The following is a 23907-nucleotide window of genomic DNA, read 5'->3' on the forward strand; positions in this document are numbered from 1 at the left end:
CCCGCATTCCCTCAACCGGAACCCCCGAGCCAGGGTGCGCCGCCCAGCAATCGACGTACGCTGACGGTGCTGATCGGGAGCACCGCCCTGGCGATCGTCCTCGCCGTCGGCGCGGTGCTGTTGTTCGGCGGCAAAAGCGCGCCCGAGGCACCGAAGACGTTCCAGCTCAAGGGTGCCATGGCGCTGCTGGAGGGAACGACCGGCAGGGCCGCGCGCGGCGAGTGCGAGGGGGTCCGCGGCTACGACGACATCGCCGAAGGCACCCAGGTCACCGTCTACGACGCGACCGGCAAGGCCATCGCCCTCGGCGCGCTGGAGAACTCGCAGTACGCCGGTCGTGTGTGCACTTTCAGCTTCACCGTCGACGAGGTGCCCATCGGGCACGACATCTACCAGGTGGAGGTGTCCCACCGGGGGAAGGTGTCGTTCAGCGACGAAGCCGCACGCGCCGGCGAGGTGGCCCTCACCCTGGGCTGAGGCTGCGAACGGCGCGCCTCACTCCGGCTTGCGGGCCTTCGACGGCTGTACGCGTGGAGGTTCGCCGGGCATCTTCGGGTAGTCCGGTGGGTAGGGCAGCTCGCGCGGGTCGGCGGCGTACCACTCCAGCAGCGGCTCCAAGCCGAACGCCTCGTCGTCCAACCCCGCGTGCGGGTCGCCCTTGTCCGCCAGGTACTTCGGCACCGTGAACACGTCGAAGTCGTCCGGGTCCACAGTGGACAAATCGGCCCAGCTCACCGGCGTCGAGACTGTGGCCCGGGGCGTCCCGCGCACCGACCAGGCCGACGCGATCGTGCGGTCCCTGGCGGCCTGGTTGAAGTCCAGGAAGACGCGTTCGCCGCGTTCCTCCTTCCACCACGACGTGGTCGCCAGGTCCGGCGCCCGGCGCTCCACCTCCCGCGCCAGCGCGATCACCGCGTGCCGCACGTCCACGAAGTCCCACTCCGGCCTGATCCGCACCGCGACGTGGATGCCACGCCCACCGGACGTCTTCGGGTAGCCGGTCATCCCCAGCTCGTCCAGCACCTCCCGCAGCACCCCGGCCACGCGCACCGCGTCGGCGAAGTCCGTGCCGGGCTGCGGGTCGAGGTCCACGCGCAGTTCGTCGGGGTGGTCGGTGTCGGACCGGCGCACGGGCCAGGGGTGGAAGTCGAAGGTGCCCAGGTTCGCCGCCCACGCCAGCACCGCCGGCTCCGTCGGGCACACTTCGTCCGCCGGCCGCCCCGACGGGAACTTGATCCGCGCCGTCTCCACCCACTCCGGGGCGCCCTTGGGCAGCCGCTTCTGGTAGAACGCCTCGCCCTCGACCCCGTCGACGTACCGCTTCAGCGTCGTGGGCCGGTCGCGCAGGACGCGCAGCAGCGGTTCCGCGACGGCCAGGTAGTACTCCACCACCTGCCGCTTGGTGATCCCCCGCGCCGGGAAGTACACCTTGTCCGGGTTCGACACCCGCACCACGCGCTCGCCGACGGTCAGTTCGAGGGGCTTCGACTTGGCCACGCCCCGACCCTAAGTGGAAGCCGCTGTCGTGTCAGTCCGACGCGGCGACCCACTGGGCGCCGACTCCCCGGCGGCCTCGCCCGCCGCGACGCAGTCGCGGCCGTTCAACACCGCGAGGCCGGTCACGAAAGCGTTCAGGGCCAGCTCGAAGCTGTCCCGGTCCAGTTCCGCCGCGACCGCCGGCAGCAGGTGCGCCTTGTCCAGGTTCGGGTATCGGTCCTGGTAGAGGCTCTGGTCCTCGGAGAACCCGCTGGAGAACGAACTCAGCGCCGCGCCGAACACCAGGTACATCAGCGACGCCGCGATCATGGTCGCCTCCCGCCGCGTCCACCCGGCCGCGACCAGCGCCCCGTGCACCACGTCCAGCCGCCGCAGGGACGCCTCGCGGTGCGCGGGCCCGTAGGCGAGGAACGGGACGATGTTCGGGTGCCGGGCCAGCGCCTCGCGGTACGAGCGCGCGCACATGGTCAGGCCGTGCCGCCAGTCGCCGCCGGAGAACCCCGAGACGTCCACCTTCTCCAGGATTTCGCTGGCCACCTCGTGCAGCAGGTCGTCCTTGGTGCTCACGTGCCCGTACAGCGACGCGGCCTGCACGCCCAGCTCGGCGGCCAGCTTGCGCATCGACAGGCCGTCCAGCCCGTCCCGGTCGATGATGTGGAGGGCGGCGGCCCGGATGCGCGAGGCACTCAGGATCGGGTTCCTCGGCATCGTTCTCCTCTTGCCTTCCGTTCGGGTCCGCGCCTACGTTAGAAAACCTAACACTGTTCGGTCAGGAGGTCACCGGGTGCGTCCGGCCATTTCCGATCTGGGCATCCCCGACGAGCACCGGCAGCTGCGCGAGCTGGCCCGCCGGTTCACCGAGGAGCGCATCGTCCCCCACGCGGCCCGCTGGGACCGCGACGAGGCGATCGACCGCGACCTGGTGCCCGCGCTGGGCGCGGTCGGGTTCCTGGGCCTGGGCATCGACGAGGAGTACGGCGGCTCCGGCGGCGACCACCTGGCGTACTGCCTGGTCCTGGAGGAGGTCGCGCGCGGCGACTCCGCGGTGCGCGGCGTCATCTCGGTCTCCCTCGGCCTGGTCGGGAAAACCATCTTCAAGCACGGCACGGAAAAGCAGAAGCGCCGCTGGTTGCCGGGCCTGTGCGCGGGCGAGCTGGTCGGCTGCTTCGGCCTGACCGAGCCCGGAACCGGTTCCGACGCCGCCTCGCTGGCGACGAGAGCGGTCCGCGACGGCGACGACTGGCTCATCACCGGCACCAAGGTCTTCATCACCAACGGGACGTGGGCGGACGTCGCCCTGGTGTTCGCCCGCACCGGCGGACCCGGCCCGAAGGGCATCACCGCCTTCCTCGTGCCCACCGACTCCCCCGGCTTCACCGCCCGCGAGATCAAGGGCAAGCTCGGGATGCGCGGCCAGGCGACCGCCGAACTCACCCTGGACGGCGTCCGCGTCCCCGACGAGCACCGCCTCGGCGAGGAGGGCGCCGGGTTCCGCATCGCGATGGCCACCCTCGACCGGGGCCGCATGTCGGTCGCGGCCGGGTGCGTCGGCGCGGCGCGGGGCGCGTTGGAAGCGGCGTTGCAGTACGCCAAGGAGCGCGAGCAGTTCGGCAAGCCCATCGCCGGGTTCCAGCTCGTGCAGGAACTGCTCGCGGACATGGCCGTGGAGACCGACGCGGCGCGGCTGCTCACGTGGCGCTGCGCGGACCTCGCCGACCGGGGCGCGCCGTTCTCCACGGAGGCGTCGATGGCGAAGCTCTACGCCAGCGAGGCGGCCGTGCGGGTGGCCAACAACGCCATCCAGGTCTTCGGCGGGTACGGCTACGTCGACGAGTACCCGGTCGGCAAGTACCTGCGCGACACCCGCGTCACCACCCTCTACGAGGGCACCAGCCAGATCCAGAAGTTGCTCATCGGCCGGGCGCTGACCGGCATCAACGCGTTCGTCTGACTTCGAGAGGGGCAAGGGCATGGACTTCACGCTCGACGACGAGCAGAAGGAGATCCGCGACTGGGTGCGGACGTTCGTGCGCAAGGAGGTCGTGCCCCTCGAACCGGAGGTGCTGCGGCGGGAGCGGGCGGGCGAGCCGGGCCTGCGGCGCGACGAGCTCAAGGAGTTGCAGGACAAGGCGAAGGCGGCCGGGTTCTTCGGCGTCCTCACGCCGCGGGAGTACGGCGGCATGGGCCTGGGCGCGCTGATGACCGCGCTGGTCGAGCAGGAGCTGGGGCGCAGCTTCGTGCCGTTCCGGTTCGGCGGGTACGCCGACAACATCCTGTTCCACGGCAACGACGAGCAGAAGCAGCGCTACCTGCTGCCGACGATCTCCGGCGAGCGCATCTCGTGCTTCGCCATCACCGAGCCGGGCGCGGGCTCGGACGCCAAGGCCATCCGCACCTCGGCCCGCAAGGAGGGGTCGGAGTGGGTGATCAACGGTGAGAAGACGTTCATCACGCAGGGCAACGAGGCCGACTTCGTGATGGTGTTCGCGGTGACCGACAAGGACAAGGGCGCGGACGGCGGCGTCACGTGCTTCCTGGTCGACCGCGACATGGGGTGGAAGTCCGAGCCCATCCCGACCATGGGCCAGTGGGGTCCGGCGGCGCTGGTGTTCGACAACGTCCGGGTGCCCGAGGAGAACGTCCTGGGCGAGGTCGGCGGCGGGTTCCGGCTGGCCATGCAGTGGATCGGCCAGGGCCGCTACCTGCTGCCGGCGCGGGCGCTGGGGGCGTGCGAGCGCCTGGTGGAGATGGCGGTCGAGCAGGCCAAGAACCGGGTGACCTTCGGGCAGCCGATCGCCGAGTACCAGGCGATCCAGTGGATGCTCGCCGACTCGGCGGTGGAGATCGAGGCGCTGCGCTGGCTGGTGCTGCACGCGGCGTGGCTGGTGGACCAGGGCGCGGACTCGCGGCAGGCGCAGTCGATCGCCAAGCTGTACGGCGGCATCAAGGCCAACGAGATCGTGGACCGGGTCCTGCAGATCCACGGCGGCATGGGCTACACGCGCGAGCTGCCGATCGAGCGGTGGTACCGGGAGCTGCGGCTGCTGCGCATCTACGAGGGCACGGACGAGATCCAGCGCCGGACCATCGCCCGCAACCTGCTCAAGGGCCACGCGAAGGTCACCGGGACGCTCGGTTAGGCGACCGGACGGGTCTTCCGCGCGGCGGTAGGGGCGGACGGGTCTCCGGCGCGGCAGGTGGCGGCGGACGGGTCTTCCGCGCGGCGCGGTGGTGCCGTGCGGGAGACCCGTCCCCGCGGTCACGGGGCGTCACCCGTGCTGCGGCAGCCCACCAGGCAGTTCAGTTCTCGGCGAGCATTTGCGCGCAGACCCGGGCGAGGTGCTTTCGCATGGTGAGGCTCGCCCGGTACGGGTCACCGGCGGCGACGGCGTCGACCAGGGCGTCGTGGTCGTCCAGGGACGCGTGCTGGTGCGGCGGGTCGTCGTTCAGGCCGCTGCGCAGCAGGACCACCCGTTGCTGGACGAGCCGGACCTGCTCGGCGATGTGGGGCGAGCGCGCCGCGTCCAGCAGGGCCTGGTGGAAGGCCAGGTCCAGGCGGTAGGGGAAGCGCTCGCCGGCCTGGTAGGTGCGGCGGGACTCGGCGCAGACCTCGCGCAGGCGGGCCACGTCGGCGTCGGTGCGGCGGGAGGCGGCCAGTTCGGCGGCGGCGCACTCCAGGGCGGTGCGCAGTTCGAACAGCGCCCGGATGTCGGCGGGGGTCGCGGTCGGGACGTGCGCGCCCCGGTGGGCCACCAGGACCAGCAGGTTCTCCGAGGCGAGTTGGCGGATGGCCTCGCGCAGCGGTCCCCGGCTGATGCCCAGGCGGGCGGCGATCTCGACCTCGTTGACCCGCGCGCCCGGGGGGATCTCGCCGGTCAGCACGAGTTCGCGCAGCGCGTCCACGGCCTGTCCGGCGAGGCTGTGGTGCACGGGAAGTGTCACGAACGTCTCCCTAGCACAGATCAGGGCACAGGTGTTAACTGTCTACAGTTTGCAGTTGGCAGTTCGGGTGGGTCTGATCGGGAGGCGTTCGATGGCGCACGAGCTGGTGGCCGAGGTGTGGCGGGGCGACTTCCTGGAGTCCGTGCACCACGGTTCGGTCGTCGCGTTGGACCGTTCGGGCGACGCGGCGCTGCGGGTCGGGCGGCCGGACGAGGTCACCTACCCGCGCTCGTCCAACAAGCCCGTCCAGGCGCTGGCGATGCTGCGCCACGGTCTCGACCTGGACGGCGAGCTGCTCGCGCTGGCGTGCGCGAGCCACTCCGGCGAGGACTTCCACGTCGAGGGCGTGCACCGCATCCTGGCCGGCGCCGGGCTGACCGAGGCGGACCTCCAGTGCACCCCCGACCTGCCCATCGGCGAGGCGGCGCTGCGCGAGCACCTGCGGGCCGGGCGCGGCAAGGAGCCCCGGTACATGAACTGCTCGGGCAAGCACGCGGCCATGCTCGCCACCTGCGTCCACAACGACTGGCCGACCGCCACCTACCTCGACCCGGCGCACCCGTTGCAGGTCGCCATCCGGGAGACGCTGGAGGAGCTGGCGGGCGAGCGGATCGGCGCGGAGGGCGTGGACGGCTGCGGCGCGCCCCTGTTCGGGATCAGCCTGGTGGGGCTGGCACGGGCGTTCGCGCGGCTGACGACCTCGGCGGAGGCGTTCGAGCGGCGGATCGCGGCGGCGATGAGCGGCCACCCGGAGTGGGTCGGCGGGACGGACCGGGACGTGACGCGGCTGATGCGGGCGCTGCCGGGCGCGGTGGCGAAGGACGGGGCGGAGGGCGTGTACGCGATCGGGCTGCCGACGGGCGAGGCCGTGGCGTGCAAGATCGCGGACGGGTCGAGCCGGGCGCGGGCGGTGGTGCTGGTGGCGGCCCTGCGCAAGCTGGGCGTCGAGGCCCCGGCCGACCTGGCGACGTTCCCGATCCTGGGCCACGGCCGGCCGGTGGGCGCGGTGCGCCCCTCCCCCGCGCTGGTGTAGGCGGCGGGCGGCGCGGCAGGCAGGTCGGGGGGCGGGCGGTCTCGCGAGCGCTGGGTGGGTGTTGTTTCGGCCATTACCCTGGCCCCCATGGGCAGTTCCCGCGCCGCCGACTTCCCGGACGAACGGCCGAACGGGCTCGGCGACGAGCAGCGTCCCCTCGACGACGAGCTGATCGGCCTCGACCCCGACGACCCCGAGACCAAGGCGTTCGCCGAGCACCTGGAGCGCATGCGGCGCGAGCAGCCCGCCTTCACCGTCGAGGGGTACCTCGCCGGGGTGGAGGACTTCGCCGACTCGGTCAACCGCGCCGGGGGTCTGCGCAGGTTGTCAGCGGTCGTCATCGTGCTGCTGATCCTGCTCGGCGTGGCCGTGAGCGTGTGGTTCGGCTTGGGCGAGATCCTGTCCACGTTCTTCGATTAACGTGGAGGTATGGAACCTGTCGTCGGCGCCACCCCGAAGGTGGTCCACTCCGAACTGGAGTGGCGGGAGATCCTGACCCCCAAGGAGTACGCGGTGCTGCGCGAGGCGGGCACCGAACCCGCCTGGACGGGCGAGTACACCGACACCAAGACCGAGGGCGTCTACTCCTGCCGCGCGTGCGGCGCCGAGTTGTTCCGCAGCGACACGAAGTTCGACTCGCACTGCGGCTGGCCCTCGTTCTTCTCGCCGCTCGCCGCGGACTCGGTGATCCTGCGCGAGGACCGGACCCACGGGATGGTGCGCACGGAAGTGCTCTGCGCCACATGCCACAGCCACCTCGGGCACGTTTTCGAGGGTGAGGGCTACGCGACGCCGACCGACCAGCGCTACTGCATCAACTCGATCAGCTTGCGTCTGGTCGAACCGCTGGCCGGTCGAGCAGACTGAGGGCGTTACTCCGAAGGAAATCGATTTCCAACCTGGGAGGAATGATGCGCGTTCTCAAGGGCACGGACGGCGAGGGCTCGGGCGGCGTGGACGGCGCTTCGTCGTCCTGACGTGCGGGAAGAGCAACCCTAAGGCTTGCTCAAGCACCCTTGCCGGGGTGTGGCCTGAAGCACACGATTGCGTCTCCAGTGTCGGCGGACCACCAGTCCGCCGAGGCCCACAGGGGGTGGACCGTGGAGCGACCGTGGGGACTGTCAGGCCCGGAATTCCTTGAGTTGTACTGGATCGCGCTGGCCGCGTCGCTGGCCTTCGCGATCGTCGTCCGAGTGCGCCTGCGGGGGAAGCGCGACGGCGCCCCCGCAGGCCCGCTCGGCCTCTACGACATCGCCTACCTGACCGGCGGACCGCGACGCGTGGTCGAGACGTCGGTCGCCGTCCTGATCGGGTCCGGCGCGCTGCGCCCCTCCCGGGACGGCGCGGTGCGGGTGGTCGGCAACCCGGTCGCGGACGACACCGTCGACCAGGCGGTGCTCACCGACGCCGCGCGCTACCGCAACCGCACGCTGTCGCTGCTGTTCACGGCCGTGTCGGAGCAGGACGCCCCGAGGGGGTTCGGGCGCGTGCTGGCCGACCGGGGCTACCTGGTGCCGCCGGAGGCGCTCAAGCACCGCTACCGGCTCGCCGTGGTGCCGTTGTTGCTGCTCATGGCCGTCGGCGCGGTCCGCTGGGTGAACGGCCTGCTGATCGGCGCGCCGGTGGGCTGGCTGACGCTGCAACTCGTGCTCACCGGCATCCTGGTCGGCCTGCTGCTGCGGGTCGACGGCTTCAAGCGCACCGCCCGGGGTTCCCGCGCGGTGGCAGAGGCTCGCGCAGGCGAGGGCACCGGGGGTTCGGGGGTGATCAGCTCGGCGGGCGCCGCCGGGCTGGTCGCCCTCGACGGGTTCGCCCACCACCCGGACTCGCCACTGGCGGCGGCCGGGCAGCGCTACGCCGCGCTGACCAGCGGCAGGCCGCCGCGCAGGGCGAGCCGCCGGCTGCCCGGCACGGGCGGTCGCACGCTGCTCGGCATGGGCCGGGTCGCGAACCACCAGGGCGGCGCGGCGGGCGTCTACGACGGCGCCGGCGGCGGGCACGACGGCGGTTCGAGCGGGAGCGGTTGCGGCGGAGGCGGCGGCTGCGGCGGTGGCGGCTCCTAGGCTGGCGGCATGGGGTTCCTGTGGTGGTACGGCCCGGCGCTCGTGGCGGCGTTCCTGTTCGGCCTCCTGCTCAAGCGGGTCACCGGGTCGCCGCCGACCCGGCCGCTGACCTTCGAGGAGGTCGGCTACCTCGGCGGCGGCCCGGTGCGGGCGGCGGAGGTGGCCGTGGCGGGGCTGGTGGCGGACAACCGGGCGAAGGCTTCCGGGTACGCCGTGACCGCCGTGCCGGGGCAGGAACCGGGGCCGGTCTCGGAGTTGCAGAAGGTCCTGCTGGCCCGGCTCGCGCAGCCGCGGGACCTGGACGAACTGGTCGTCGCGGCGGCCACCAGCGCGCCGGCGCGCCGGCTGGGCCACGGCCTGGTCGCCGCCGGTCTGCTGGTGGCGCCCCGGCGGCGGCTGTGGCGGGCGGTGCTCGCGGTGCTGCCGTTGCTGGTCCTGGGTGTCGTGGGCGTCCTGGTGGCGCCGGGTGGCTGGGTGACCGCGACCGCGCTGTCGGTCACCGCCGTGGCCGCCGCGGCGTTGCTGTTGGGTCCGCCGCCCGTCCTGACCAGGTGCGGCGCGCGGGCGTTCGAGGAGGCCACCGCGGGTCTCGCGCCGGTCGACCCGGCCGAGGTGACCGCCCGCTACGGCCTGGTCCGCACGGCTGTCGCGCCCGTGCCGCGCAAGGGGTCGGCACGGGCGCAGACAGCCGTTTTCGACGGCGAGCAGGCGGAACCGATCGGGTCCGCCGAGACGTCGGATGCACCGATCCCCCGACGGGGGAAGCGGGTCGTGGTCGTCGAGCCGCGGCGCTGGCGACAGCGCAACGGCTGGCTGGTCGCGGGCGGCTGGCTGGCGGGTGGCTGGTTGGCCTCGCAGTGGTTGGAGGATGACGGTGGCGACTTCCTGGACGTCGACTTCGGGAGTTTCGGCTGAGCTGTGGCCCGAGCAGCAGGGCTTCCTGGCCGGTGGGCCGGGGCGCGCCGCCGAGGTGGCGGTGGTGTCGCTGGTCGAGGCCGGCGCCCTGCGCATCGCGCGCAACGGGCTGGTGAGCGCCGTGCAGGGGCTGCCGCCGCGGTCGTGGACGCCGTTGCAGGCGTTCGTCCTGCGGTCGGTGCCGCGCCCGCTGGGCGACCTGGTCACGGCCGCCGCGCGCAGCCCCGAGGCGCAGGCGTTGCGGCAGAGCCTGATCGACGGCGGATATGTGCGCACGGCCGGGTCGGTGCGGGCGGTGCGCTGGGTGCGGCGGCTGCTGTTCCTGGGCTGGCTCGGCGTGGTGCTCGGGTCGATCTTCGGGGACCTGACGTTCGGCGCCGGCGCGACCGCGTTCGTCGCCCTGATCGTGTCGGCGACGCTGACCTCGCCGTTCGTGCGCCCGCTGACCCGGCGCGGCCGGTCGGCGGTGCGGGCGCTGGGCGCGGGGGTGGTGACGTCCCAGGCGGTGCCGCTGGTGGCTTACCACGGGCTGCTGGGCAGGGTCGGCAAGCAGTTCGTGTGGCAGGTCCTGGGTATCGACCCGGTCGCGTCGAGCACGTTGCGGCGGCGGCGCAAGGCGGACGGGTCCAGCGGCAGCGCTTCGTGCGGCAGCGGGTGCGGGAGCTGTTCGAGCAGCAGCTGCGGCGGTTCGTCGTCCTCCGACAGCGGGTCGTCGTCGTCTTCGGACAGCGGGTCGTCGTGCGGTGGCGGCGGTGGCTGCGGTGGTGGTGGCGGTGGCGACTGACCTGCGGCCCGAGGGAGCGGGTGGGCGTGCCGGAAGCGACCTCGCCGGTCCCGCCCGAGCGGGGGAGAGTGGGTGGGTGGTGGAAGCGCTGGGTGTCGGCATCGGGTGGCGGCCCGAGATCGACCTGACCGTCGAACGGCTCGACGTCGACTTCGTGGAGGTGGTCGCGGAGAACCTGCACGCGGACCGGCTCCCCGAGTCGGTGCGGGTGCTGCGCGAGCGCGGCGTGCCGGTGCTGCCGCACGCGGTGTCGCTGAGCCTGGGCGGCGCGGACCCCGTGGACGCGCACCGCGTCGCGCACCTGGGCGCGCTGGCGGAGGCGTTGGACGCCCCGTTCGTCAGCGACCACGTGTGCTTCGTGCGCGCGGGCGGGTTGGACTCCGGGCACCTCATGCCGGTGCCGCGCACGCGCGAAGCGCTGGACGTGTTGGTGGCCAACGTGAAGGCCGCGCAGGCCGACCTGCCAGTGCCGCTGGCGCTGGAGAACGTGGCCGCCCTGCTGGAGTGGCCCGACGCCGAGCTGTCCGAGGGCCGGTTCCTGGCCGAACTGGTCGAGCGCACCGACTGCCTGCTGCTGGTGGACGTGGCCAACCTCTACGCCAACGCCCGCAACCTGGGCACCGACGTCGACCGGTTCCTCGACGAGATCCCGTTGGAGCGCTTGGCTTACGTGCACGTCGCGGGCGGGCAGGAGCACCAGGGCGTCTACCACGACACGCACGCGCACGCCGTCTCGCCGGAGGTGCTGGACGTGCTGCGGCGGCTCAAAGAACGCGTGCGCCCGCCGGGCGTGCTGCTGGAACGCGACGACGACTACCCGTCCGACGCCGAGCTGGCGGGTGAGTTGGCGGCGATCCGGGCGGTGTTGGCGTGACCCGGCCGCAGCGGGAAAGGCTTGCGGCCCGACAAGCCGAGCTGTTGCGCGCGCTGCTGGGCGACGGCGCGCCGCCACCGGGGTTCGACGCCGACCGGCTGCGCGTCGAGGCGCGGGCGTTGCTGAACAAGCGGCGCGGGATCGTGGCGGTGCTGCGCCCGGACGTGGCCGACGCGCTGGGCGAGAGGTTCCGGCCGCTGTTCGACACCTACGCCCGCGCGCACCCCCGGCGAGCGGGCAGCCGGGCCCGCGAGGACGCCGCCGCGTTCGCCGAATGGGCGGTGGCGCAAGGGGAACTGGCCCCGCCGCGCAAACGGCGTTGGTGGCGGCGGGCAACCTGATCACGCCCCCGTTCCGTCCCGGGAACATGCGGACACTCCTGCTCGGCGCCTTGCTGCTCACCGCCGCCTGTGGAGACGTCGGCGCGGGCCGCCAGTGCACCGCGATCGGCGCGCTGGTCGGGCTCGACGTGGACGTCGAGCTGACCACCGTGGAGACGGGCCGGATCGAGGTCTGCTGGGACGACAGGTGCGTCACGCCCGAGTTGCACCTGTCGCCGTCGTCCAAGACCGTCGGCGAGACCTGCACGGGCGACGCGCCGGACAGCGTGTGCGGCGCCAGCGCCGTGCCGACCGGCGGCAAGAACGCCTACGTCCCGGTGCCCGACCTCCCGGCGAAGCCCGTGACCGTCGCGCTCAAGCTGGTGGACGAAGCGGGCGCGACCGTGGTCGATGAACGGCTCACCGTTACGCCGAAGATGGTCGAGCCCAATGGTCCGGGCTGCGGAACGGGCGGCCCCCAAGCGGGTGTCGTGGTCGCTCCCGACGGCTCGGTGCGTGAGCGATAGCGCCACTTTCCGTGACCGGTCAGTGACCTGATCGGGTGGCCGCATGTCCCTCAATGAGACGCTGATCTCACCCGCAAGGGTGGATAGCGTCGATGGCGTTGGGGGGTTTCATCACCATTCGGTCACCGCCGCCACCGCTGGTCAGGTGTGCCTCCCGACGCGCGTCCACAGGCGCGCCGCAACCAGATTCGGGAGGTATCTGTGTTGAGATCCGGAAAGCGTGGCGTTTCGTGGGGAGCCGCCGCGCTGTCGATGGGACTGCTGGCGGGCGGCACGGGAGTGGCCGGGGCCGCGCCCGCCGCGGCGGGCCGCGACACCGTCGAAGGGGAACCCAAGTCCGTCACCCTGGTCACCGGCGACCGCGTCGTGCTCAACGGCGACCGCGTCGGCGCGCTGGCCGGCGGTCCGGGCCGGGAGAAGGTGGTCTTCCAGACCTTCGAGCACGAGGGCCGGCTGCACGTGGTGCCGCGCGACGCGCTGCGCCCGCTCGCCGAGGGCAAGCTGGACCTGCGGCTGTTCGACGTCACCGGGCTGGTCGCGGCCGGCTACGACGACGCCCGCCGCGACCACGTGCCGCTGATCGTCACCGGCGACCCGGGCACCGTGCGCGCCGCGTCGGGCGTGCGGGTGACGCGGGACCTGCCCGCCGTGGGCGCCGTCGCCGCCCGTGCCGCCAAGGCCGAGGCCGCGACCGCGTTCCAGTCGCTGGTCGCGGACCCGAACGTCGGCAAGATCTGGCTGGACGGCCTGCGGCAGCCGGTGCTGGACCGCAGCACCGCCCAGATCGGCGCGCCCGCCGCGTGGCAGGCCGGGTTCACCGGCAAGGGCGTCAAGGTGGCCGTGCTGGACACCGGCGTGGACGAGAAGCACGCCGACCTCGCCGGCCAGGAGGTCGCCGAGCGCAACTTCACCGAGGAGCCCGACGCCACCGACGGCGTCGGCCACGGCACGCACGTCGCCGCCACCATCGCGAGCAAGGACGCCAAGTACCGCGGCGTCGCGCCGGACGCGCAACTGCTCGACGGCAAGGTGTGCATGCTCAACGGGTGCGCCGAGTCCTGGATCCTCGACGGCATGCAGTGGGCCGCCGACCAGGGCGCGGACGTGGTCAACCTGAGCCTGGGCGGCGGTGACACGCCCGAGATCGACCCGCTGGAGGAGGCCGTCAACCGGCTCTCCGCCGAGAAGGGCACGCTGTTCGTGATCGCCGCGGGCAACTCCGGCGGTCCCGAGACCGTCGGCTCGCCGGGCAGCGCGGACGCCGCGCTCACCGTCGGCGCGGTCGACCGCAACGACAAGATCGCCCCGTTCTCCAGCCGCGGCCCCCGCGTCGGCGACGGCGCGGTCAAGCCCGACGTCACCGCGCCCGGCGTGGACATCGTGGCCGCCAAGTCCTCCGCCGGTGTCATCGGCACCCCGGTGGACCCGACCCACGTCGCGCTGTCCGGCACGTCCATGGCCACCCCGCACGTCGCGGGCGCGGCGGCGCTGCTCGCCCAGCAGCACCCGGACTGGACCGGCGCGCAGCTCAAGGCGGCGCTCACCGCGTCGGCCAAGCACAACCCGGACCTGACCGCGTTCGACCAGGGTTCGGGTCGGGTGGACCTGACCAAGGCGATCACCAACACCGTCACCACGGACCCGGTGAGCCTGGGCTTCGGCCTCCAGCTGTGGCCGCACGACGACGACAAGCCGGTCACCAAGGAGCTGACCTACCGCAACAGCGGCGCCGAGCCGGTCACCCTGGACCTGGCGCTGGACACCCGCGGCCCCGACGGCAAGCCCGCCCCGGCCGGGCTGTTCACGTTGAGCGCCGACAAGGTCACCGTCCCGGCGGGCGGCACGGCCAAGGTGGCGGTCACGTCCGACACCCGTGTCGGCGGCGTCGACGGGTCCTACTCGGGCGCGGTCGTCGCGTCCAACGGCCAGCGCACCCCGCTGGGCGTGAACCGCGAGGTCGAGAGCTACGACCTGACGTTCAACTACATCGACGCCAACGGCAACCCGACCATCGAGGCCAGCTCGCTCGTGGTGGGCCTGAGCAACAACGCGTTCGCGTTCCCGCGGATCGTGGACGGCGTGGCGAAGCTGCGGCTGCCCAAGGGCGAGTACTTCGCGTTCAACGACGTGCTGACCGACAAGGCGAAGACCGCGGTCTTGCCGCAGTCCAAGCTGACCGTGTCCGGCCCGGCGCAGATCGCGGTGGACGCCCGCACGGCCAAGCCGGTCAAGATCACCACGCCGGACCCGGCGGCCGAGGAGCTGATCGGCGACATCGGCATCACCCGGACCTACGAGGGCAGCCGGATCGGCTTCGGCTTCGCGTTCCTCGGCGGCTTCGGCGACGCGGTGTCGCTGGCCCACCTGGGTCCGGAACTGCCGGCCGAGGAGCTGAGCGTGTCGATCGGCTCGCAGGCCAAGGGCGCGCCGCAGGCCGGGGCGGCGGTGACGTACCGCCTGGCGTGGGCGCAGAAGGGGAAGGTCCCGACCGGCTTCGTCCGCGCGCCGCAGCAGAAGGAACTGGCGACGGTGAAGGGCCACTTCGGCGCCGCGCCGGCCGACCGGACCTTCGGCTACGCGGGCAACGCCGTCGTCCCCGGCGGTGGCGGCAGCTGGGCCGTGCTGTCGGAGGTGACCGCGCCCGGCAAGGCGATCGACTACGTCACCACCGAGGGCATCGGCTGGAGCTGGGCGTTCGTGCAGTTCAACCCGGAACGCCGGATCGAACTGGTCCTCAACAGCCCGGAACGCACCTACCGCAAGGGTCGGGAGTACGAGCAGCACTTCCTGGCCCCGGTGTACGGCCCGTCGGTGGCGTCCCCGGAAGCCCTGCACCTGGCGCGCCGGGGCAACGACATCGGCTTCGGCCTGCCCCTGTGGAGCGACGGCCACGGCAACACGGGCGACTCCAACACCGCGAAGGCCCGGACCACCCTGTACCGGGACGGCGTGAAGGTCGGCGAGACGGAGTACCCGGCCAACGGCTTCTTCGAGGGCGTGCCGGTGGGGAAGGCCACGTTCAAGGTGGAGACGGAGGCGGAGCGCGCGCCGGGCATCTCGGAGTTCAGCCCGGTGGTGAGCGGCGCGTGGACGTTCAAGTCCGACACGGTGGCGGGCAACGAGTTCAAGCCCCTGCCCCTGACGGTGGTGCGCTTCAACCCGAAGCTGGACGAGTCGGGCGCCGCGCCGGCCGGGCGGGTGCTGCGGGTGCCGTTGGCGGTCCAGCAGCAGGGCAAGGCGGACAACGGCCGCGTGACGCGGCTGGAAGTCGAGGTCTCGTTCGATGACGGGAAGACGTGGTCGAAGGTCCCCGTGGTCGGACGGACGGCGCTGGTGCGCAACGCCGATTCGGCCGGTTTCGCGTCGCTGCGCGTGAAGGGCGCGGACAGCAAGGGCAACACCTTCGAGCACACGCTGATCAAGGCCTACAAGATCAAGAAGTAGGACGTGCGGTTCGCGCGGAGCGCGGCTCCGCCGCGCAGCGGCGGCTGAGCTACCAGCCACAAGGGGCCTCCGTGTTCCCCACCGTATGACCTGCCCGAAGGGCTACCACAGATTTCCCCGGGTGACGCCGAAAGTTTTGCGAGGAACGAGCAAAAGTTTTAGCGGCACCCGGGGAAATCTGTGGTCGGCTCCGCCAGGTCATGCGGTGGGGAACACGCAGGCCCTTCCCCCCACTGGAGGCCTCCCCAGCCGCTTTTAAGCTTTAGAGCGCTTCGCGCAACGCGCGAAGCGCTCCCAAGCGCGAAGCGCGTCCGAGCTTGAGAGCGCGGAGCGCGTTGCGTGAAGACCCGCGAAGCGTGGGCTTGAGAGCGACAGCGTGAGTTCAAAGCGTAAAAGAGCCTCGCCGGCGGGCGAGCCACCGAAGATGGACACAACTACCAAAGCGGGGGCTTCTTGCTTGTGCCATCTCCGCATGACCCGGCAAAGCCGACCACATTTTCCCGGGGTTGGTCGAAAAACTTTTGCTCGTTCCTCGCAAAACTTTTTGGCCCAACCCGGGAAAATGTGGTAGCCCTTCGGGCGGGCCATACGGAGATGACACAAGCAAGAAGCCCGGCTTGGGTTGTGTCCCCTCCGTTGGACTGCCCGCTTGAGAGTCTTATGGGAGGTTGGTCACCAGTTCTGCGGCTGGGATTCGGGTGCCGGTGTAGAACGGGATTTCCTCGCGCACGTGGCGGCGGGCCTCGGTTCCCCGGAGGTGGCGCATCAGGTCCACGATGCGGTGCAGTTCGTCCGCCTCGAAGGCCAGGATCCACTCGTAGTCGCCCAGTGCGAAGGACGCCACCGTGTTCGCCCGCACGTCCGGGTAGTCCCGCGCTTCCTTGCCGTGGTCGGCGAGCATGCGCCTGCGGTCCTCGTCGGGCAGCAGGTACCACTCGTAGGAGCGCACGAACGGGTAGACGCACACGTACTTGCGCGGGTCCTCGCCGGCCAGGAAGGCCGGGATGTGGCTGCGGTTGAACTCCGCCGGGCGGTGCAGGGCGACCTGGCTCCAGACCGGGGTGGACACCTTGCCCAGCGGGGTGCGGCGGAAGCCGGTGTAGGCGGCCTGGACCTGTTCGATCTCCTCCGCGTGCCACCAGATCATGAAGTCCGCGTCGGCGCGCAGGCCCGCCACGTCGTACACCCCGCGCACCACGACGCCCTTGGCCTCCAAGCCGTCGAGGTAGGCCTGGGTCTCGGCGGCGGCCGGGCCGCGGTCCTCCGGGAGGCGTCCCGGTTCGACGCGGAAGACCGACCACATGGTGTAGCGGATGGTGTCGTTGAGTTCGTTGTAGTTCAGGCGGGCCATGGCCCCCATCCTCTCACTCAGCGGACGCGGCCGAGGACGTGCGCCGCGACACGTGCCGCCGCCGCGTCGCCGGTCGCGATGCACGCGGGGATGCCGACGCCGTGCAGCGTGGCGCCCGCCACGGCCAGGCCCGGCACCTCGGCCACGGCGTCCTCGATGCCGCGCACGACGTCGAGGTGCCCGACGCCGTACTGGGGCAGGCCGCCGCCCCATCGGGTGACCACGGTGTCGACGGGCGCGGCGGTGACGCCGGTCAGTTCGCGCAGGTCGTCGCGCACGGCTCGGACCAGGTCCTCGTCGTCGCGCTGGAGGACGCCCACGTCGCCGTGCCGCCCGACGCTGCCGCGCACCAGCACCGGCTCGCCGGCCAGGTGCGCCCACTTGCGGCTGGAGTAGGTGAAGGCCTTGGCGGTGAACGGCGTCCCGTCGGCGTGCCGCTCGCCCTCGGCCAGCAGGGTGCCGGACCGGTCGGGCAGTTCGGTGCCCGGCGGCAGGGCGAGGGCGACGACGGCCATCGACGCCAGTTCGACCTTCGCGTACTGCTTCGACGCGGCCGGCGCGATGTCGGCCAGCAGCTTGCGGGCGGACGGGGCCGGGACCGCCAGCACCACGCCGTCGACGTCGAGGACCTCGGGCGCGGCGGGGGTGCCGATCTCCAGGCGCCAATCGTGTTCGCGGCGGATGAGCGCGCGCACCGGCAGGCCCAGTCGGACCTCCGCCGCCGCGGCCTCCACCAGTCGTTCGACCACAGTGGACAGCCCGCCGGAGAGGGTGCCGAAGACCGGTGCCGGGGTGGTGTGCGGCTGCGGCGGCGCGGGCATGGTCGTGGCGGCGGCGGCCAGGAGGGAGCCGACGCCGGAGTCCAGCGCGGTGGCCAGTTGCGGCATGGTGGCGCGCAGGCCCAGGCCGTCGGCGCGACCCGCGTAGACGCCGCCCAGGAGCGGACCGACGAGCCGGTCCGGGACCTCGGGGCCGAAGCGGGCGCGCAGGAGCGCGCCGACGGAGACGTCCCCGCCGTCCAAGCGGATCGGGGGCAGGGTGGGCTCGGCTTCGACCCGCTTGAGGCCGGCCGGGCTGAGGACCTGCCGCACCGCCTCGACCGACGCGGGCACGCCCATCAGCGTGTGCGCGGGGATCGACCGCAGCTCCCCTGCCGCGCGGATCGCGGACGGCGAGCGGGTCGGGTGCACGACCTGGTCGCCCAGGCCCAGCTCGGTGACCAGTTCGCGCGCCTCGGGGCGGCGGTGCAGGAACGCTTCCGCGCCCACGTCGTAGCGCCGCCCGCCGACCTCCGCGGTGCGCAGCTTGCCGCCGAGCCGGTCGGCCTGCTCCACCACCGTGATGCGGGCCTGGGGTCCGAGCAGGCAGCGCAGCCGGTGCGCGGCGGCCAGGCCGGAGATCCCGCCCCCGACCACCGCCACGTGGAGCGTCCTCATCTCGCCCGGTGCACCCATTCGACGGCCTTGGTGATCGCGTCCGGGTCGGTGTCGGGCAGCACGCCGTGGCCCAGGTTGAAGATGTGCCCGGCGGCGGCGCGACCCTCCTCCACGATCCGGTCGACCTCGCGGCGCACGGCCTCCTCGCCGGCGAACAGCACCGCCGGGTCGAGGTTGCCCTGCACGACCGGCTTGGGCAGGTGCGGCGCGGCGTCCTGCAACCGGCGCACGGCCACGTCCAGCGGGGTGCGCCAGTCGACGCCGACGACGTCCGCGCCGGCCTCGCGCATGGCGGGCAGCAGCTCGCTGGTGCCGACGCCGAAGTGGATGCGCGGCACGGTCGTCACGCTCTCCAGCACCCGCTTGGAGTGCGGCAGCACGAAGGCGCGGTAGTCCCGTTCGGACAGCGCGCCCGCCCACGAGTCGAACAGCTGCACGGCCTTGACGCCCGCCTCGACCTGCACGCGCAGGAACTCGGCGGTGATGTCGGCGATCCGGGCGAGCAGCGCGTGCCACAGCTCCGGGTCGGCGTGCATGAGCGCCTTGGTGCGCTCGTGGTGCTTGGACGGCCCGCCCTCGACCAGGTAGGAGGCGAGCGTGAAGGGCGCGCCCGCGAACCCGATCAGCGGCACGTCGCCCAGGTTGGCGTTGAGCAGCTTCACCGCGTCCGCGACGGGCTGCACCTGGTGCGCCTCCAGCATCGGGATGCGGTCGACGTCGTCGCGGGTGGCGACGGGCTTGGCGACCACCGGACCGGTGCCGGGCACGATGTCCAGGTCCACCCCGGCGGCCTTGAGCGGCACCACGATGTCGGAGAACAGGATCGCGCCGTCCACGTCGTGGCGGCGGACCGGCTGGAGGGTGATCTCGCAGACCAGCTCGGGGTCCATGCACGCGTCGAGCATCGCCGTGCCGGCGCGCACCGCGCGGTACTCGGGCAGCGAGCGCCCCGCTTGGCGCATGAACCAGACCGGGGTCCGCGACGGGGTGCCGCCGCGGGCGGCGACGAGCAGCGGTGCGGTGGTGTTGTCACTCATCTCGATCCCATGCTCCCACGGACGGCTCGCCGCACGCCGCCCGGTCCCGGCGTGCCGCGCTCCCGTGATGCCGTTCGGAGGCCTACAGTCCCCAGGTGTGACCGGACTGGCGGCGGAGCCCGAACTGTTCCGGCGGGCGGTGGCGACGCTCAAGTCGGTGCGAACCCGACCCGAGCTGGAGCTGACCGAGGTGCGCCCGCCGCAGCGACTGGCACCCTGGGCGTTCGCGTTGACCGCCGAGGCGACGGGCCCGTCCGACGAGCTGTCCACCGGCCGCCTGGTGCTGCTGCACGACCCGGACGGCGTGGAGGCGTGGTCGGGGGTGTTCCGGCTGGTCGCGTACGTGCGCGTAGAGCTGGACCCGGAACTGGCCACCGACCCCCTGCTGCCCGAGGTGGGCTGGTCGTGGCTGGTGGAGGCGCTGGAGACGGCCGGCGCGCAGTTCCTGGCCTTGGGCGGCACGGTGACCCAGACCTCCTCCGCGCGCTTCGGCGACATCGCCGGCCCGGCCCGCACCGACGACCTGGAGCTGCGCGCGTCCTGGACCGCGCGCGACGCCGAGCTGGCCGCCCACGGCAGCGCTTTCTACGACGTGATGGCGACGGCGGTCGGCCTCCCCCCGGTGGGCGTCAGCACGATCCGCTGACTCCTACACTCCGGTCGTGGGGGACAACGAGGTCGGCGGACGGGTCCACGGACCGGTCGTGCAGGCGGGCGCGATCCACGGCGACGTGCACGTCCACCACCACCCCGCACGGCCGTTGCTGGTGGGCCTCGCGTTGGTGGCGCTGGCGGTGGTCGCGGCCCTGGTCTGGTGGCCCCGCCCGGATCCCGCCCACTCCCCCGGTCCGGCCTCGGCCGGCACGTCCGCCGCGCCGACCAGCACCGCCGCGGAGCCCACCCGGACCGGCACACCGGCACCGCGCACCGCCACCTCGTCGAGGCCCGGCGGCCCGCCCACGGTGCCTGCCGACACCGGCCCGCCGGCCGTGCCCACCCTGGGCTAGTCGTTGTCGCGCAGCACGCGCAGGGCGTTCGCGCCGGCCAGCTTCGCGCAGTCGTCCTCGCTCCACCCGCGGTCCAGCAACGCCCCGATGAGAGCCGGGTAGGTGGACACGTCCTCCAGGCCCTCCGGCTGCCACTTCACGCCGTCGTAGTCGCCGCCCAGCCCGATGTGGTCGATGCCGGCGACCTCCCGCGCGTGCTCCACGTGCGCCACGACGTCCTCGATGGTCACGTGCGGGGTCGGGCCGCCCTCGGTCCAGGTCTCCGCGAAGCGGTGCCGGGCGTCGAGGTCGTTGTGGTTCTCGCCGGCCTCGGTCATGGCGGCCTTCAGGTGCGCGTCCCACTCGGCGTAGCGCTGGGACACGAAGTGCGGCACGAAGGTCACCATGCACACGCCGCCGTTGTCCTTGAGGCGTTCGAGCACGTCATCGGGCACGTTGCGGGGGTGGTCGGCGACCGCGCGGCACGACGAGTGGGTGAACAGGACCGGGCGGGACGACGCGTCCAGGGCCGCGTTCATGGTCGTCGGGGCCACGTGGGACAGGTCCACGACCATCCCGACGCGGTTCATCTCGCGCACGACCTCGACGCCGAACTCCGTGAGCCCACCGTGGACGGGTTCGTCGGTGGCCGCATCCGCCCAGGGGGTGTTCTCGTTGTGCGTGAGGGTCATGTACCGGACGCCCAGCCGGCGCAGGGCCCTGAGCACGCCCAGCGACGAGTTGACGCTGTGCCCGCCCTCGGCCCCGATCAGCGACGCCAACCGGCCGGAGGCGAACACCGCTTCGGCCTCGTCGGCGGTCGTGGCGAGCCCGAGGAGGTCGGGGTAGCGGTCGCACAGCTCGTGGACCAACTCCACCTGCTCCAGGACGGCGGTCACGGCTGCGTCGCCCGCGAGGCGGCACGGGACCCACACGGACCAGAACTGGACACCCAGCCGGCCCCGCCGAGACCGCAAAAAGTCGGTCTGGAGTGCTGGTTGGAGCAGTCGGAGGTCGGCGGCGGAGGCCCAGTCACCCACGTTCGGCGGCGTTGACTTTTCACCGAATTGCCCCTCGGCGTACACCTCGCGCAACGCCCACGGCAGGTCGTTGTGCCCGTCCACCAGCGGCACCCGGGCCAGCAGTTCCTCGGCTCGGCCTCGACCTGTGGTGCTCGACACCGGCAACTCCTGTCTGTCGTCATGAGACGGACTCGCGTTACACGCCCTATCCAGATGTCAGCCGATCGTGTGACAACGGGGGCCATCAGTGACAACTCGTTCGGGATAGATACCCGATTGATCGTCCCGTAGACCCGCTTGGGCGGCTACGCTGCCCCAGACGACACCACTTTCGGTCGATCAGTGGCGCGGCTGATTGGACGAAAGTCCCGGTGCCGGTCGGGGGGCACGACCGACTCCAGGGAGGTAGTGACGTGGCTGCCGTCGGCTTAGGTCAGGCCGTTCGTACCACGCCAGCCGGCTCGTTGCCGGCGAACATGGTCCCGCACCCGCGGGAGGAGCTTTTTTCAGTGCTGGTGGTCGACGACCACCCACTGCTGAGGGAGGCGATAAGCGCCCGGTTGACCCAGATGGGAGCCGGGACTGTGCATGAGGCGGCTTCGGTCGCGGAGGCTCGGGCGCGGGCACTCGCAACCGGACCGTGCGACCTCGCGATCCTCGATCTGGGTCTGCCGGATGGCACCGGCATCGACCTGGTCACGGAACTCCGTGCCCAGGGCTGGCCCCGCATCGTGGTCCTCGCGTCCTCCGACGACCCCTACGCGGTCAGGTCGGCCTTCCAGGCGGGCGCCCAGGCGTACCTCCTGAAGTCCGCCTCGCCGATGGTGGTCACCGACGGGGTGCGCCGGGTCCTCGACGGCGGCGTCTACGCGGATCCGAGCGTCGCGCCCGTCCTCGCGGCGGGCACCCGGGTGCCGGGCACCGACAACACGCCGCGGGAGCTGTCCGCGCGTGAGGTCGAGGTCCTCCAGCTGGTCGCCGATGGCCAGAGCAACAAGGAGATCGGCGAAGCGCTCAGCCTTTCCGCGCTGACGGTGAAGAGCCACCTGTCGCGGATCGGGCGCAAGCTGGGAACCGGGGACCGGGCCCAGATGGTCGCGCTGGCCATGCGTGCCGGCGTGATCCGCTGACCGGGTCGCCACGCTGAACGGGCCGAACACACCCGCGAGTGGTGCGTTCGTCGTAGGGTCTTCCGCCGTGGACGTACCCTCCGACGAGCCGACCGACCCAACCGGGGCTGAGCCGGTCCCGCTGACGGAACCCGCTGATGGGGTTCCGCCGGTGGTGGCCGACGCCCAGGCGCTCCGGCGTGCCGCTGACGCGCTCGCCGGAGCTTCGGGTCCGGTCGCTGTGGACACCGAGCGAGCCTCGGGCTACCGCTACTCGCAACGTGCCTACCTGGTGCAACTGCGCCGGGAGGGCGCCGGGACCGTGCTGGTCGACCCGATCGCCCTGGGCGGTCGGCTCGATCCGCTGGTCGAGGCGCTGGACGGGACCGAGTGGGTGTTGCACGCGGCGTCGCAAGACCTGCCGTGCCTCGCCGAACTCGGCCTGCGTCCGAGCGCGCTGTTCGACACCGAGCTGGCGGGCAGGCTGGCCGGTTTCGAACGGGTGGCGTTGGGCACGCTCGTCGAGCGACTGCTCGGCTACAGGCTGGAAAAGGGGCACGGCGCGGCCGACTGGTCGCGCCGTCCCCTGCCGGCCGACTGGTTGAACTACGCGGCGCTGGACGTCGAGCTGCTCGTGGAGCTGCGCGACGTGCTGGAGCAGGAGCTCAAGCGCCAGGGCAAGCTGGAGTGGGCGCTGGAGGAGTTCGAGGCCGCCCGCACCGCTCCGCTGCCCAAACCGAGGTCCGAGCCGTGGCGCCGGACGTCGGGCATCCACCGCGTCCGCAGTCCCCGCCAACTGGCCGCCGTGCGGTCGCTGTGGGAGACGCGGGACGCGCTGGCCCGTGAACGCGACATCGCCCCGGGCCGGGTCCTCCCCGACAGCGCCCTGGTCGAGGCCGCCGTGCGCAACCCCGCCGACGAGGCCGCGCTGCTGGCGCTGCCGGTGTTCCGGGGCCGGGCGCAACGCCGCATGGTCGCGGTCTGGCTGGGCGCGCTGCACCGCGCCGCCGCCCTCCCCCGCGCGGAACTCCCCGACCCGGCCCAGCAACACGACGGCCCGCCGCCGGCGAACCGGTGGGCGGACAAGGACCCGGCCGCGGCGGCCCGCCTGGCAGCCGCCCGGGTGGCCCTGACGGCCGTCGCGGACGCCAACACCCTGCCGGTGGAGAACCTGCTGCTGCCGGACCTGGTGCGGCGGACGTGCTGGCAGCCGCCGGCCGACACGTCGGTCGAGGGCGTGGCGACCGTGCTGCGCGAGGGCGGGGCCCGCGACTGGCAGGTCGAACTGACCGCGGAGCCGCTGTCGAAGGCGCTGAGCGCGACACCGGGCTGAGGTCCGGCGTGGCCTGCGGCCCCCGAGTCGATCGTCGCACGGGCCACCGACAGTTCCGGCGACTCGGCTCTCAGCCATTCGGCCCGGACCCGACCGCGTCAGGATCGGCGCGGCCGGGTTGGGCCGCGTCGGGTTCGGCCGCGTCGGGTTCGGCCGCGTCGGGTTCGGCCGCGTCGGGTTCGGCCGCGTCGGGTTCGGCCGCGTCGGGTTCGGCCGCGTCGGGTTCGGCCGCGT

Annotated in this window: 24 protein-coding genes; 17 read left to right on the plus strand and 7 right to left on the minus strand. The window is 72.6% G+C overall.

Going from position 1 to position 23907, the window contains the following annotated elements:
• The first annotated feature begins 66 nt into the window (after window positions 1-66).
• Window positions 67-477, plus strand: a complete 411-nt coding sequence (locus ABD126_RS36095; RefSeq protein ID WP_343939659.1) for a hypothetical protein — start codon at window positions 67-69, stop codon at window positions 475-477.
• An 18-nt stretch (window positions 478-495) separates the two neighbouring features.
• Here the strand turns inward: ABD126_RS36095 and ligD are convergent, their stop codons facing one another.
• Together ligD and ABD126_RS36105 are read right to left on the minus strand one after the other, a co-directional pair.
• Window positions 496-1497, minus strand: a complete 1002-nt coding sequence (gene ligD / locus ABD126_RS36100; protein ID WP_343939661.1) for a non-homologous end-joining DNA ligase — start codon at window positions 1495-1497, stop codon at window positions 496-498.
• Window positions 1498-1506: 9 nt separating this feature from the next.
• Complete coding sequence (locus tag ABD126_RS36105) at window positions 1507-2205, minus strand: TetR/AcrR family transcriptional regulator (protein ID WP_343939663.1); 699 nt, start codon at window positions 2203-2205, stop codon at window positions 1507-1509.
• 76 nt (window positions 2206-2281) lie between these two features.
• Between ABD126_RS36105 and ABD126_RS36110 the strand changes: the two genes are divergently transcribed.
• Window positions 2282-3448, plus strand: a complete 1167-nt coding sequence (locus ABD126_RS36110; protein WP_343939665.1) for an acyl-CoA dehydrogenase family protein — start codon at window positions 2282-2284, stop codon at window positions 3446-3448.
• Between the two features lie 19 nt (window positions 3449-3467).
• The gene (locus tag ABD126_RS36115; protein WP_343939667.1) at window positions 3468-4637 is read left to right on the plus strand and encodes an acyl-CoA dehydrogenase family protein; all 1170 of its coding nucleotides are present in this window, start codon (window positions 3468-3470) and stop codon (window positions 4635-4637) included.
• Between the two features lie 160 nt (window positions 4638-4797).
• On the opposite strand, the gene ABD126_RS36120 is transcribed toward ABD126_RS36115, so the two are convergent.
• Window positions 4798-5439 carry a GntR family transcriptional regulator gene (locus ABD126_RS36120; protein ID WP_343939669.1) on the minus strand — a complete coding sequence of 214 codons (642 nt, stop codon included), beginning with the start codon at window positions 5437-5439 and terminating at the stop codon, window positions 4798-4800.
• Between the two features lie 91 nt (window positions 5440-5530).
• Here ABD126_RS36120 and ABD126_RS36125 point away from each other — a divergent pair, with 91 nt between their 5' ends.
• From ABD126_RS36125 to ABD126_RS36170, 10 genes are all read left to right on the plus strand, one after another.
• Complete coding sequence (locus ABD126_RS36125; RefSeq protein WP_343939671.1) at window positions 5531-6472, plus strand: asparaginase; 942 nt, start codon at window positions 5531-5533, stop codon at window positions 6470-6472.
• An 87-nt stretch (window positions 6473-6559) separates the two neighbouring features.
• A complete protein-coding gene (locus ABD126_RS36130; protein ID WP_343939673.1) occupies window positions 6560-6892 on the plus strand; it encodes a hypothetical protein in 333 nt (110 codons plus the stop codon).
• Between the two features lie 9 nt (window positions 6893-6901).
• Window positions 6902-7339, plus strand: coding sequence for a peptide-methionine (R)-S-oxide reductase MsrB (msrB, locus tag ABD126_RS36135; RefSeq protein ID WP_343939675.1), 438 nt, complete (start codon window positions 6902-6904; stop codon window positions 7337-7339).
• A 233-nt stretch (window positions 7340-7572) separates the two neighbouring features.
• Complete coding sequence (locus ABD126_RS36140) at window positions 7573-8535, plus strand: TIGR04222 domain-containing membrane protein (protein ID WP_343939677.1); 963 nt, start codon at window positions 7573-7575, stop codon at window positions 8533-8535.
• Between the two features lie 9 nt (window positions 8536-8544).
• Window positions 8545-9450: a TIGR04222 domain-containing membrane protein gene (locus tag ABD126_RS36145; RefSeq protein WP_343939679.1), complete on the plus strand. Its 906-nt coding sequence runs from the start codon at window positions 8545-8547 to the stop codon at window positions 9448-9450.
• Complete coding sequence (locus ABD126_RS36150) at window positions 9404-10234, plus strand: TIGR04222 domain-containing membrane protein (RefSeq protein ID WP_343939681.1); 831 nt, start codon at window positions 9404-9406, stop codon at window positions 10232-10234. Before ABD126_RS36145 ends, ABD126_RS36150 begins: the two co-directional genes overlap by 47 nt.
• Window positions 10235-10313: 79 nt before the next feature.
• Window positions 10314-11108: an MbnB/TglH/ChrH family RiPP precursor modification enzyme gene (locus ABD126_RS36155; RefSeq protein WP_343939746.1), complete on the plus strand. Its 795-nt coding sequence runs from the start codon at window positions 10314-10316 to the stop codon at window positions 11106-11108.
• On the plus strand, window positions 11105-11449 hold the full coding sequence (locus ABD126_RS36160; protein ID WP_343939683.1) for an SCO6045 C-terminal-like domain-containing protein: 345 nt from the start codon (window positions 11105-11107) through the stop codon (window positions 11447-11449). The genes ABD126_RS36155 and ABD126_RS36160 overlap by 4 nt, the downstream gene beginning before the upstream one ends.
• Before the next feature lie 26 nt (window positions 11450-11475).
• The gene (locus ABD126_RS36165; RefSeq protein WP_343939684.1) at window positions 11476-11955 is read left to right on the plus strand and encodes a hypothetical protein; all 480 of its coding nucleotides are present in this window, start codon (window positions 11476-11478) and stop codon (window positions 11953-11955) included.
• A gap of 252 nt (window positions 11956-12207) precedes the next feature.
• Window positions 12208-15399, plus strand: coding sequence for a S8 family serine peptidase (locus ABD126_RS36170; RefSeq protein WP_343939686.1), 3192 nt, complete (start codon window positions 12208-12210; stop codon window positions 15397-15399).
• Window positions 15400-16057: 658 nt separating this feature from the next.
• Here ABD126_RS36170 and hemQ read toward each other — a convergent pair.
• Genes hemQ through hemE form a run of 3 tightly spaced genes read right to left on the minus strand, consistent with a single transcriptional unit; the run spans window position 16058 to window position 19223 of the window.
• Entirely contained in the window at window positions 16058-16750 is a 693-nt protein-coding gene (hemQ, locus tag ABD126_RS36175; protein ID WP_343939688.1) for a hydrogen peroxide-dependent heme synthase, read from the minus strand.
• Window positions 16751-16767: 17 nt separating this feature from the next.
• Window positions 16768-18186, minus strand: a complete 1419-nt coding sequence (gene hemG, locus ABD126_RS36180; protein ID WP_343939690.1) for a protoporphyrinogen oxidase — start codon at window positions 18184-18186, stop codon at window positions 16768-16770.
• A complete protein-coding gene (hemE, locus tag ABD126_RS36185; protein WP_343939692.1) occupies window positions 18183-19223 on the minus strand; it encodes a uroporphyrinogen decarboxylase in 1041 nt (346 codons plus the stop codon). Before hemE ends, hemG begins: the two co-directional genes overlap by 4 nt.
• Window positions 19224-19290: 67 nt before the next feature.
• Here hemE and ABD126_RS36190 point away from each other — a divergent pair, with 67 nt between their 5' ends.
• Window positions 19291-19869 carry a DUF3000 domain-containing protein gene (locus tag ABD126_RS36190; protein ID WP_425542949.1) on the plus strand — a complete coding sequence of 193 codons (579 nt, stop codon included), beginning with the start codon at window positions 19291-19293 and terminating at the stop codon, window positions 19867-19869.
• 16 nt (window positions 19870-19885) lie between these two features.
• Window positions 19886-20230: a hypothetical protein gene (locus tag ABD126_RS36195; protein WP_343939696.1), complete on the plus strand. Its 345-nt coding sequence runs from the start codon at window positions 19886-19888 to the stop codon at window positions 20228-20230.
• Here the strand turns inward: ABD126_RS36195 and ABD126_RS36200 are convergent.
• Window positions 20227-21390: a dipeptidase gene (locus ABD126_RS36200; protein ID WP_343939698.1), complete on the minus strand. Its 1164-nt coding sequence runs from the start codon at window positions 21388-21390 to the stop codon at window positions 20227-20229. The two genes, ABD126_RS36195 and ABD126_RS36200, sit on opposite strands and share 4 nt — an antisense overlap.
• Window positions 21391-21644: 254 nt before the next feature.
• On the opposite strand from ABD126_RS36200, the gene ABD126_RS36205 reads away from it, so the two are divergent.
• Both ABD126_RS36205 and ABD126_RS36210 read left to right on the plus strand, forming a co-directional pair.
• A complete protein-coding gene (locus ABD126_RS36205; protein ID WP_015099292.1) occupies window positions 21645-22361 on the plus strand; it encodes a response regulator in 717 nt (238 codons plus the stop codon).
• Window positions 22362-22428: 67 nt separating this feature from the next.
• A complete protein-coding gene (locus ABD126_RS36210) occupies window positions 22429-23673 on the plus strand; it encodes an HRDC domain-containing protein (RefSeq protein WP_343939700.1) in 1245 nt (414 codons plus the stop codon).
• The last annotated feature ends 234 nt before the right edge of the window (window positions 23674-23907 follow it).

Source organism: Saccharothrix mutabilis subsp. mutabilis (assembly GCF_039521145.1).
In the GTDB taxonomy this organism is placed as follows: Bacteria; Actinomycetota; Actinomycetes; order Mycobacteriales; family Pseudonocardiaceae; genus Actinosynnema; species Actinosynnema mutabilis.